Annotated in this window: 9 protein-coding genes and 1 tRNA gene; 3 read left to right on the top strand and 7 right to left on the bottom strand. The window is 71.8% G+C overall.

All coding sequences use genetic code 11. The features are described 5' to 3' along the window. Nucleotides 1-1,340, bottom strand: a 1,340-nt coding sequence (locus tag VAE46_RS02845; protein ID WP_322795399.1) for a DAK2 domain-containing protein, incomplete at its 3' end; no start/stop codon positions are given. A gap of 86 nt (nt 1,341-1,426) precedes the next feature. Between VAE46_RS02845 and VAE46_RS02840 the strand changes: the two genes are divergently transcribed. After that, the gene (locus tag VAE46_RS02840) at nt 1,427-1,639 is read left to right on the top strand and encodes a bL28 family ribosomal protein (RefSeq protein ID WP_322795398.1); all 213 of its coding nucleotides are present in this window, start codon (nt 1,427-1,429) and stop codon (nt 1,637-1,639) included. A 78-nt stretch (nt 1,640-1,717) separates the two neighbouring features. Here the strand turns inward: VAE46_RS02840 and VAE46_RS02835 are convergent, their stop codons facing one another. The 3 genes from VAE46_RS02835 to VAE46_RS02825 form a co-directional block, all read right to left on the bottom strand. Beyond that, on the bottom strand, nt 1,718-2,374 hold the full coding sequence (locus tag VAE46_RS02835; RefSeq protein ID WP_322795397.1) for an alpha/beta fold hydrolase: 657 nt from the start codon (nt 2,372-2,374) through the stop codon (nt 1,718-1,720). Then, nucleotides 2,371-3,297 carry an alpha/beta hydrolase gene (locus VAE46_RS02830; RefSeq protein ID WP_322795396.1) on the bottom strand — a complete coding sequence of 309 codons (927 nt, stop codon included), beginning with the start codon at nt 3,295-3,297 and terminating at the stop codon, nt 2,371-2,373. The genes VAE46_RS02835 and VAE46_RS02830 overlap by 4 nt, the downstream gene beginning before the upstream one ends. A 33-nt stretch (nt 3,298-3,330) precedes the next feature. Continuing rightward, nucleotides 3,331-3,404 (bottom strand) — tRNA-Gly (locus VAE46_RS02825). Nucleotides 3,405-3,473: 69 nt separating this feature from the next. Here VAE46_RS02825 and VAE46_RS02820 point away from each other — a divergent pair. Further along, nucleotides 3,474-4,580: a glycosyltransferase gene (locus VAE46_RS02820; protein WP_322795395.1), complete on the top strand. Its 1,107-nt coding sequence runs from the start codon at nt 3,474-3,476 to the stop codon at nt 4,578-4,580. 26 nt (nt 4,581-4,606) lie between these two features. Further along, complete coding sequence (locus VAE46_RS02815) at nt 4,607-5,914, top strand: polysaccharide biosynthesis C-terminal domain-containing protein (RefSeq protein WP_322795394.1); 1,308 nt, start codon at nt 4,607-4,609, stop codon at nt 5,912-5,914. Here the strand turns inward: VAE46_RS02815 and VAE46_RS02810 are convergent. The 3 genes from VAE46_RS02810 to VAE46_RS02800 all read right to left on the bottom strand — a co-directional run bounded on the left by VAE46_RS02810 (nt 5,883) and on the right by VAE46_RS02800 (nt 9,865). Then, nucleotides 5,883-7,406: a hypothetical protein gene (locus VAE46_RS02810; RefSeq protein WP_322795393.1), complete on the bottom strand. Its 1,524-nt coding sequence runs from the start codon at nt 7,404-7,406 to the stop codon at nt 5,883-5,885. The genes VAE46_RS02815 and VAE46_RS02810 overlap by 32 nt on opposite strands. Further along, nucleotides 7,387-8,616 (bottom strand): glycosyltransferase, encoded by a 1,230-nt coding sequence (locus VAE46_RS02805; RefSeq protein ID WP_322795392.1) that lies wholly within the window; start codon nt 8,614-8,616, stop codon nt 7,387-7,389. The genes VAE46_RS02810 and VAE46_RS02805 overlap by 20 nt, the downstream gene beginning before the upstream one ends. Nucleotides 8,617-8,710: 94 nt before the next feature. Further along, the gene (locus VAE46_RS02800; RefSeq protein WP_322795391.1) at nt 8,711-9,865 is read right to left on the bottom strand and encodes an acyl-CoA dehydrogenase family protein; all 1,155 of its coding nucleotides are present in this window, start codon (nt 9,863-9,865) and stop codon (nt 8,711-8,713) included. Nucleotides 9,866-10,107: the final 242 nt, after the last annotated feature.

Genomic DNA, 10,107 nt, shown 5'->3' with positions numbered 1-10,107 from the left:
GCGGTGGTTACCTCCACCGTCTTGACCCGCCCGGCCGCCTCGGCCATGCGGGCGAGCAGGTCGCGCACCGCCGCGTCCGGGTCGAACGCCAGCGCCGCCGCGATCCCCTGCGGCAGCGAGAGGGTCGGCACCACGTGGAGGGTGCAGCGTGTCAGTCCCGCCGCCTGCTCGGCGGCCAGCAGGATGTTCCGGTGGTTCGGCAGCACGATGACATCCGCGGTGTGGAGCGCATCGGCCAGCCTCGCGATCTCGCCCGCCGCGGGCTTTTCCACGTCCCCCATGTCGAGCACGGCCGCGCCGAGGCTTTCGAACACCGCATCGAAGCCCGCGCCGCGGCTGATCGCCAGCAGCCCCGTGCGCGCGGTCGCCCCCGAGCCGCCGGCCCGGAAGCGGGCGTGCTGGGCCGTCATATCGTCGACCTTCAGGCGCGAGACCGTGCCCAGCTTCGCCGCCTGCTGCGCCAGCCTCTCGGGGTCCCCGGTGTGGGCATGCACGCGGGCCGCCTGCGCATCGCCGACCACGACCACGCTCGTGCCGAATTGCTCGGCCAGCGCCCGCAGCCGCCCGAGGTCGATGGCCCCGGCGCCGGCGGCTTCGACCACGAACTCAGTGCAGTAGCCGAAGTCGGGCTCGCCTTCGCGCGCGGGGCCGCCCGGCGATGGCTGGCTCAGCGGCGGCAGCTCGGGCGGGGCGTAGTCGCGGCCCTCCAGCCGGGCGAGCATCGCTTCGAGCAGCACGCAGACGCCTTCGCCGCCGGCATCCGGCACCCCCGCCTCGCGCAGCGTCTCGAGCTGCTCGATGGTCTGCGCCTCCGCCTCGCGCGCTGCCGCAGCAGCCGCCCGCAGCACCGGCAGGCAGGTGCCGGGCGCCTCCGAAGCCGCTTCCTCCGCCGCCTCGGCGGCCCGGCGCAGCACCGTCAGCATCGTGCCCTCTTTGGGGGCGCTCACCGCCCGGTAGGCGGCATCCGCCGCTCCACGGAGCGCCCGCGCGAGTCCTGCCGCATCCACTGCGGCCGTCTTGGGCCCCAGCGCCTCCGCGAATCCCCGCAGGGCCTGCGAAAGGATCACGCCGGAATTCCCCCGGGCACCGAAGAGCGCGCCCTTCGCGACCGCCCCGGCCACGGTCCCCGCCGTTGCCCCGGCCACGCGTGCACGGGCCTCTGCCACCGCCTCGCGCAACGTCCCGGCCATGTTCGAACCGGTATCGCCATCCGGCACCGGGTAGACGTTGATCGCGTTGATGGCCTCGGCATCGGCGGCCACCGCGGCGGCCCCGGCTTCGACCAGCGCCAGCAGCCCGGCGCCGTCCAGGTGCCCGTGCACGGGTGCGGCAGTGGTCAACGCGCCACCCCGGCCGCCGTTTGGCCGCTACCGAATCCCGGTGCTAGCATGGAATTTCGATTCTGCCACGGAAGGAATGAACACGCATGGCCAGTGGAGCGTGCGACGTTTGCGGGAAGACTACCCAGTTCGGGCGCCACATCCGCCACACCCACGGCGGCCGCTGGGAACGCAAAGCCACCAAGAAATCGCGGACGTTTCGCCCGAACGTCCATAAGCACCGCATCTTCATTGGCGGGAGCTCCCTGCGGGTGAACATCTGCACCCGCTGCCTCAAGACGCTCGTCAAGTCGGCCTGAGCGAACCCCGCGACCAGCCTGCAGCGGCCAGCCCGGCAACGGGTCGGCCGTTTGCCTGTGCCGAACCGGTCGCCTCGCTCAGTCCGGGCGGGCCGCGGCGGCGAACCGCGCCAGGGCCGACTCCAGCGGCTCCTCGCGCACGCCCGGGACGTCGAGCACGGCCCGCAGCCACTCCGGGCGCATCCTCCCGCAGACGGCGATGGGGTCCCGCAGCGGCGAATGCTCCACCGCCAGCTCCGCGAATCGGCGGACATAGTCGGGCGGGCGGATATCGGAGCCCAGCTCCACCAGCGCGAACGGGTGGGGCGCGCTGACCGCGCCGGGCACCCCGCGAACGACCGCCGGCCCCGGCCGGTCGCCGCCGCCCGCGAGACCCGCGCCATCGAGAATCGCCGCGCCGGCTACCTCCCGCGGCCGCGCGCCGGCCAGCAGCAGGGCGATGTAGCCGCCCAGGCCCCGCCCCACCAGCGTTGCCCGGCCGAGCGCCGCGAGCGCGATATCGGCATCGCCCATCAGCACTTCGGCTGTATAGCCGCCGCCCGCCGGCACGCTCGAGGCCCCGTGTCCTGTGAAATCGAGCGCATACACGGGGCCCGGCCAGCCGGCCACATCCGGCGGCACCTCCGCCGGCGAACGGTCGCCGAGGGCGTGGAGCAGCAGCAGGGCCGGACCCTCCGCCGCGCGCAGCGTGTGGAGGGCCAGCTTCACCCGGTTGTGCGTCAGGAAAACGGTCATTTCAGGAAATCCAGCACCAGCTCGGCAACCCGGTGGGGGTGCTCAATATGAATGAAGTGGCCGGTATCTTCGAACGGCACCAATTCGGCCCCCGGCGGCAGGTACGGGATGATGGCGCGGTGGTCGGTGCCCCAGCCCATCTCCTCTTCCACCGTCGCCGTGAGCCCCAGGAGCGGGACCTTCAGGTCCTTCAGCCGGTGGAGCGACCACTCGGGGCGCCAGGGCCCGAAGCCGCCGAAGCGGATCGCCGGGTCGAGCTTCCAGCGCCAGCCGTCGGGGTCCCGCCGCGCGCCGATGGTTACCAGGTAGCGTAGCCATTCGTCCGAAAGGCGCGGGTTCATCCGCTTGCGGCGGCGCGCCAGCTCCTCGAGCGTCCCGGGCTTGCGCGCGTTCGCAGCCGCCGCACGCCGGTGGTCGAGCCAGTCGGCCAGCGTCTTTTGCGTGAACTTCCGGTGCTCCCGGTCCGAAACATCCGGGTGTGGGTCCGGCGAGGGGAGGCCATCGATGACCACCAGTTTCGAGAGCCGGTAGGGCAGCGCCTCGGCCAGCTGGAGCATCATCCCGCCGCCCTTGGAGTGGGCCACCACCGCCACGGGGTCGGGCGTGGTCGAATCAAGCACCGAGAGCGCATCGCGGACATCTGCGTCCCAGCTGTAGAGGGCCGCGTGGTCCGAATCGCCGTGGCCGCGGTGGTCCCACGAGATCACCCGCCAGCCGGCGGCGGCGAGGAGCGGCGCGAAGACATCGAAGGTGCCGGCGAAATCCGAGCCGCCGTGCACGAGGAAGAGCGGCGGGCCGGCCGGGTCGCCCCATTCGCAGACCGCGAGGCGGACGCCGTAGGAATCGACCCAGCGGTGGCGGTCGGGCCGCTTCGCGCCGGGGTAGGTGAGAAACCGCGGCTCATCGACGACGGGCGCAGTCATGCTAAAGGCCCCGTGGAGAAGTGGAGATCGTGCTGGAGCGGGCGGCGGGAATCGAACCCGCACCTCAACCTTGGAAGGGTCGCGCGCTACCACTACGCCACGCCCGCCTGCTACCGTACGCATCCTACCAAACGATGCCCCATCGTTCCCCGCGACGGCCCCGGGGCGAGGTGCCGATGCCGCTCTCCCGTGTCCTGCTCGTCGAACCGTTCCCCGGCCGCCGCTGGGTGAGCATCTCCCGTTTCGCCGACACCACCGCCTTGCTGCTGACCTCCCACGGCGTGGCGGTCGAGCGCGTGTACGCCCCCTGGTGGCTGTGGTATCCCCTGTGCCACCCCCGTTCGCGCCGCTGGGCCCGGCACCCGTCGGTCGCCGCCGCGCGGGCGGGCCAGTTCGATTCCGTGCTTCTCACCGACCAGGCTCTGGCGCACCACGTCACCGTGTGGCCGCGGGCGCACGTGGTGGTCGCGCTGCACGATGTCATCTCCCTCGAGGCGTGGCGCTACGGGGAGGGGCGGGTTGAGTCGCTGGCGCGCCGATCCTCCATGTGGGCGCCGTCGCGCGCCTTCCGGCACGCCTCCGCAGTCCTGGCGGTTTCGAACTTCGCAGTCGAAAGCGCCCGGCGCCGGTTGCGCCTGCCGCCCGGGCGTGTGCGGGTGGTGCCGAACGCCCTCCACGAGGGGTTTCGCCCGCTGCCGCTCGACGAGGCGGAGGCGGTGCTCGCGGCGCATGGCCTCCGGCTGCCGCCGGGCCGCCCCCGGGTGCTCTCCATCGGGCACACCCGCGGGTACAAGAACCTGCCCGCGCTGCTGGCGGCGATGGCCCGGCCGGAACTGCGCCACACGGTGCTGGTCCGCGTAGGGGAGCCGCTCAAGGGCCGCCTGCGCACCGCGGCACAGGCGCTCCTCGATGCCGGCCGCCTGGTCGAACTCGGGCACCTCCCGGGCGACCTGCTGCCGGCAGCCTACGCCTCCTGCGACGTGCTGGCCCAGCCCAGCCTGGCCGAGGGCTTCGGTTATCCCGTCATCGAAGCGCAGGCGTGCGGCGTCCCGGTGGTCTGCAGCGATGGCGGCGCGCTGCCGGAGGTCGCCGGGGGCGCCGCCGTGGTCGTTCCGCTGGCGTCGGGCTCGTTCGCGGCGGACCTTTCGAACGCTATCGCGGGGGTTCTCGCCAATCCCGACCGCGCTGCAGCGCTGCGAGCGGCAGGATACGAAAACGCCCGGCGGTTCTCGCCCGGGGCCATCGGGCCGCTGCTGGTCGAGGCGCTCACGCCGCCGTCGTAACCCCCGGCGGCGCTACCATGCCCCGCATGGGCATCGCTGCCGGCAGTCTCCTCGCGCTGGCCTTTCGTTTCGGCGCGACCTTCCTCTGGGCGGCCATCGGCGTGCTGACCGCGCGCACCCTCGAGGTCGCCGACCGCGGCCTCTACGCCTCGGTGGTGGTGGCGACGTCGGCCGCCGGCAGCATCATCAGCCTCGGCGCCGCGACCGGCTTCTATGTGGCGAACCGCCGCCGCGACCCGGCTGAGGTGGCCGGCGCAGCGCTAACGATCGTCGCGGTGGTCACCGTCCTCGCCCTCCTGGCGGCTGCCGCGGCGCCCCTGGTGTTTCCCGGGGAGCGCGGCCGAATCCTGGCCCTGGGGGCGCTGCTGGTGCCGGCGGCGGTCATCCGGGGGAGCCTGAGCGGCATCTACCTCGGGCAGGGCCGGCTCGTGCTGTACAACGTGGTGAGCCACCTGCCGGTGGTGGCGGGCTTCGCCATCCTGGCGATAGTCCTGGTGCTGCTCGGGCGGCGGTCGGCGGAGGCCGCCCTGCTGGGCTGGCTGGTCGCGAACTACGCGGCGCTCCTCCCCCTGCTGCTCGATGGGCGGGGCTGGTGGGCGAGGGCGCTCCGGGGCCGGCCATCGCGCGAGCTGCTGATCAGTGTGCTCCGCTTCACCTCGGTTACGGGGCTGGCGGGCGTGGTCGGCATGCTGAACTACCGGGTCGACCTGCTGCTGGTGGTCGGGCTCGATGGGCGCGAGGGTGCGGGCATCTACGCCTCGTCGATTGCCGGGGCCGAGGCGCTCTGGCTGGTGTCCTCGGCCATCGCCATGGCCTCGTTCGCGCGGGTGGGCAACGAAGACCGGGCCGGCGCGGCGCGCATCACGGCAGCCGGGGTTCGCCACACCCTGCTCATCGTCGCCGCGGGGGCGGCCATCCTGGCGGCGGTGGCGCCGTGGGCGGTGGTGTTCCTGTTTGGGTCGGCCTATCGCGAGGCGGCGCTGCCGCTGCGGATCCTCTGCATCGGTACGCTCTTCTACGCGCCCCAGGCGCTGCTGAACAACTATTTTGCGAATCAGCTGGGGCGGCCGGTGCTACCGCTGGCGATCGGGCTGCTCTCGCTGGTGGTCAACACCGGCGTGGGGGTGGCGACCATCCCGACCTACGGCTTCGTCGGCGCGGCCTGGGGCACGACCGTGAGCTACGCCGCTTCGGGGCTGGCTGCCGCCGCGCTCTTCCTCTGGCTCGCGCCGGTTCGGTTCTCCGACCTCTGGCGTATCCGCCGGGACGACCTCGAGCGCTACCCGGCCCTTGCGCGCGAACTCACCGGGCGGGTGCGGCGCGCCCGCGGGTAGGCGCCCTGCGCTTCTGGCGGGGCTGGAAGCGCGGCCCGGCGGCCGGCTGCGGCTGGCGGGAGCCGCCATTCCAGAGGCGCGGGCCCAGCCACGCGGCGAGGATGGTCAGCGCCCACGCCAGGACCACCGACCAGCGCACCGGCTCCGGGATGTTCCAGCTCCGCGCGATCGAAATCTGCCAGTTCAGCGCCAGCACCGGGAGGAAGGCGGTGGTGCTCCAGGCTGCCGCCCACCAGAGCACCCGCCGGTCGCCGCAGATGGCCGCGAAGGGCAGGAACCAGATGAGATACCACGGCAGGTAGCCCGGCGAGGCGACGAAGAGGAAGAAGCCCATGGCCAGCGCAGCCGCCCGGGCGAGATCGAGCCCGGTGCGCAGGGGATGCAGCAAAAGGATGGCGCCCAGCCCGGCCAGGTAAATGACATAACCAAAGAGCACGAGGCGGTTCTCGCCTGTCCTGCCGAGGTCGAAGAGACCCGAGATCACGCCCCAGGGGTTCGAAGGCGCCACCGCCGTCGCCGGGCCCAGCGTGCCGTTGCGCACCGGCGCGAAATCGAGCGCGTAGGCCGCCAGGATGAGCGCCCCCAGCCCAACGGCCGCCGCGGCGATGGCAAGCCGCAGCCGCGGGAACCAAAACGCTGCGACCAGCGGCGCCGCGAGCACGAGCGCGTACTTGCAGAGCACCGAGGCCAGCCCCGCGAGGGCGCCGCCGGCCCGCGCGCGCCAGCCGGGTTCGACCGCCAGCCCAAGGGCGACCACGCCGAAGAAGGCCATCAGCACGTCGTTGTGGCCATCGCCGGGGTACTGCCAGAGCATCATGGGGTTGAGGCCGATGAAGGCAGCGGTGAAGGCAGGGTCGCGCCCGAGCCGCTTCGCAACGATGCCCGCGGCGGCTGCCGTCAGCAGGAGGAAGGCGCCGGCTACGACCTTCTGGCCGACGAGGTTCGCGCGGAAGCCGTCACCGACGAACGGCAGTGGCGCGCCGCCGATCATGTACGCCAGCGGGCCGTAGCCGCTGGGGTTGCTGCGGTAGACGCGCACTTCGTTGGCGACCGGGTCGTCGACCTTGTCGGGGGTGCCGCCGAAGTCGGCCGGCCACTTGCCGTGCAGCCAGAAGGTGCGCACGTCGGCCGCCAGGTGAACGGCATCGGGTGAGGTCAGCGGCATGGCGGGCAGCATCGCCGCGCTGCACAGGGCGATCGCACCGAGCACCGCCGGGAAGGCCTGCGGGAAGCCCCGGCGGGCCGCCCAGAGCGCGACCGCGTAGGCCGCAACCAGCACGCAGATGATAAGGAAGGTGTCGATCAGGTCGCTGATCCCGCCCCGGAGGACGCGGGAGATGCCCGCCCGGGCGACGATGTCGATGTCATTTGCCAGCGAAACGCGCGTGGCGATGCCGAAGAAGAGCGTGGCCGCCAGGGTGCCCACCGCCCCGGCGAAAGCCCAGCCTGCGGTGGCGCTGCGCTGCCCGCCCTCAGCCCCCCGGCGCGACATGCGTGCCTCCCTGGGGTGCAGTCGAACGGGCGGACGGCGCCCAGGCCACCACCCGGGCCGTGACCAGCGCCCACAGACCGATGGGGAACCACAGCAGGCTGAGCACCCCATGCTGCAGCGCGAGCCGGAGCCCGCGGCGGTTGAAGCCGATGAGCCGTTCGCGCAGGGCAATGGCGCCCGGCACCGCCCACTCGGCCGCCGCGACGGGCAGGGTCGCGGCCAGGGGCAGGCGCGGGCCAAGCCGCAACAGGCTCTGGAGCGCGGCCGCGCTCACACCGAGGCGGGTGAGCATGCGGGTCGGGGCCACAAGGTAGATGGCGAGGTCGAGCGCGCGAAGGTCGCCGTGCAGCGCACGCCAGAGGAGGCCGGGCCAGTATCGCGCCACCACCAGCAGGTGGCCGCGGACCCAACGCGTGCGCTGCCGCAACGAGGTGCGGAGGTCGCGGGGCTCGCCCACCGCCACGCGGGCGCTCGAGACGTACGCCACGCGGACCCCGCGGGTCGCCAGCAGGGCGGTCATCTCCAGGTCCTCGGTGAGCGTCGAAATGGAGCGCAGGGTTTCTGCGAGGAGGGTGGGCCGCATGAACCAGCCGCAGCCGCTGATGGTGGTGCCCAGCCCGAGCGCTTCCCGCGGCTGCCACCAGAACAGGTTCCGCGCCTTCCGTCCAAAGCCGTAGCCTTCGGCAAGCCACTCCGGGTCGGCGATCGGCACGGTCTCGACCTGGAGGCACTGCTCCTCCCGGCCGCGTGCAGCCACGGTAGCCAGCAGGCCCGGCTCGGCCCGGGCGTCCGCGTCGAACACCCCGACGAAGTCGTAGCCTTCGCCCAGCGCTTCCATCGCGGCGCGGATGGCCCACGCCTTGCCGGGCAGGCCGGTCTCAGTCTCGATTACACGCGCCCCGGCGGCCGCGGCCACGCGGGCGGTGACATCGGTGCAGTTGTGCGCGACGACCACCACGTCGCGTAGCTCGGCCGGGTACTCCTGCTCGAGCAGGTCGCGGACGATGCGGCCGACGACCTCGGCTTCGTTGCGGGCGCAGACGACCAGGGCGAAGCGCGCGCCCCACGGCTGCGCGCCGTCTCGTTCGGCGTTGTGCCGCCGTGCAAGGTAGCCGACCAGCGTGATGGCTGTCTGATAGAGCGAAATCGCTAGGGCGATCGCCTGGCCGGCCTGCCAGGCCAGCTTCGCCGCGCATGCCGCCGTCGCCATTCGCCTCATTATCCCCAACCGGCGGGTGCCGTCGAATGAACGCGGCCCCGGGAGATACCCGGGGCCGGGGTGGTCGAACTTGCCGGGACGAACCTTAGCCGCGCGGCAGGCCGAGGCCGCGGGTGGCCATGATGTTCCGCTGGACTTCGCTGGTGCCGCCGGCGATCGTCGAGGAGACGGCCTGCATGTAGCCCATCGAGGCGCGATTGCGGATGTTCCCGTACATCCCGTAGAGGTGCATCGAGAGGTTGGCGATGCGCTGGCTGAGCTCGCTGGTGAAGAGCTTGCACATGCTCGCCTCGTGGTTCGGGATCTTGCCGGCCGCCTGCATCGAAATGACGCGGTAGCTGAGCATCTTGGCGACTTCGGCCTCGATCCAGCGGTCAGCGAACTCCCGGCGCACCGTGTCGCTGCGGAACTTCGCTTCCTTACCCTCGCGGGCCTGGCGAATCAGCCCTTCGAGCTGCTTGCGGATGCCGATCGCCGAACCGATGGAGGAGCGCTCGAAGTCGAGCGTAGTGGTGCCGACGTACCAGCCGCGGTTCTCCTCGCCCACCCGGTTCTTCACCGGGACGCGCACGTCTTCGAAGAACACCTCGTTGAAGGTCTGCGTGCCGGCGAGGGTGGTCAGCGGGCGGACAGTGATGCCGGGCGACTTCATGTCGACCAGCAGGTAGGTGATGCCGCGGTGCTTTGGGGCATCGGGGTCGGTTCGCACGAGCATGTACATCCAGTCGGCGAACTGGGCGCCGGTGGTCCAGATCTTCTGGCCGTTGATGACGTAGTCGTCGCCATCGCGGACGGCGCGGGTCTGCAGGGCCGCCAGGTCGGAGCCGGCGCCGGGCTCGCTGTAGCCCTGGCACCAGATCACCTCGCCGCGAAGGATCTTGCCGAGGTGCTCTTCCTTCTGCTCTTCGGTGCCGTGCTCGATGAGCGTGGGGCCGATCATCATCACGCCGAAGCCGCCGACGTTGGAGGGCACGCCAGCCTCGGCGAACTCTTCGTTCATAATGAACTGCTCGACGACGGTCATGTCGGCGCCGCCGTACTTTTTCGGCCAGGCGGGCGCGATCCAGCCCTTGGCCGCGAGCTTATCGCGCCATTCCTTAATGGCGCCCATGCGCGCGAAGAGGCCGCCCTCGCCGCCCTCGGCGGAGCGGAGCGCCGGTGGCGCCTCCTTCTCGATGAATTCGCGGACTTCTTTGCGCCACGCCGCTTCGCGCTCGCTATCGCCCAGGTTGATTGCCATTGTTCGTTCCTTATGGGGCTGTCGTTGTCCCGTGCGGGATGCGCTCCCGATTGTGGGGGACCGGGCGATGGCCCGCAAGCGAACGACGTTCGAATCCTGTAGACCCGCTCACACAACGCCATCGAAAACTTCGATGGCGGGCATGTCCGAAGACGCTTCACTGCCCTGCGACGCTTGTGATACGCTTCACATGTCCCACCCGGGTGCGGCGGCCGGCATCGGTTCTGTCCCTTCTCCTACTG

The organism is Tepidiforma sp., from assembly GCF_034433535.1.
Classification (GTDB): domain Bacteria; phylum Chloroflexota; class Dehalococcoidia; order Tepidiformales; family Tepidiformaceae; genus Tepidiforma.
This window is presented reverse-complemented; position numbering and strand designations above follow the sequence as displayed.

What these genes read in the sequence shown, in the direction of transcription:
- VAE46_RS02840 (WP_322795398.1), top strand. Translation starts at nt 1,427, where the DNA reads ATGGCCAGTGGAGCGTGCGACGTTTGCGGGAAGACTACCCAGTTCGGG.
- VAE46_RS02835 (WP_322795397.1), bottom strand. Translation starts at nt 2,374, where the DNA reads ATGACCGTTTTCCTGACGCACAACCGGGTGAAGCTGGCCCTCCACACG.
- VAE46_RS02830 (WP_322795396.1), bottom strand. Translation starts at nt 3,297, where the DNA reads ATGACTGCGCCCGTCGTCGATGAGCCGCGGTTTCTCACCTACCCCGGC.
- VAE46_RS02820 (WP_322795395.1), top strand. Translation starts at nt 3,474, where the DNA reads ATGCCGCTCTCCCGTGTCCTGCTCGTCGAACCGTTCCCCGGCCGCCGC.
- VAE46_RS02815 (WP_322795394.1), top strand. Translation starts at nt 4,607, where the DNA reads ATGGGCATCGCTGCCGGCAGTCTCCTCGCGCTGGCCTTTCGTTTCGGC.
- VAE46_RS02810 (WP_322795393.1), bottom strand. Translation starts at nt 7,406, where the DNA reads ATGTCGCGCCGGGGGGCTGAGGGCGGGCAGCGCAGCGCCACCGCAGGC.
- VAE46_RS02805 (WP_322795392.1), bottom strand. Translation starts at nt 8,616, where the DNA reads ATGGCGACGGCGGCATGCGCGGCGAAGCTGGCCTGGCAGGCCGGCCAG.
- VAE46_RS02800 (WP_322795391.1), bottom strand. Translation starts at nt 9,865, where the DNA reads ATGGCAATCAACCTGGGCGATAGCGAGCGCGAAGCGGCGTGGCGCAAA.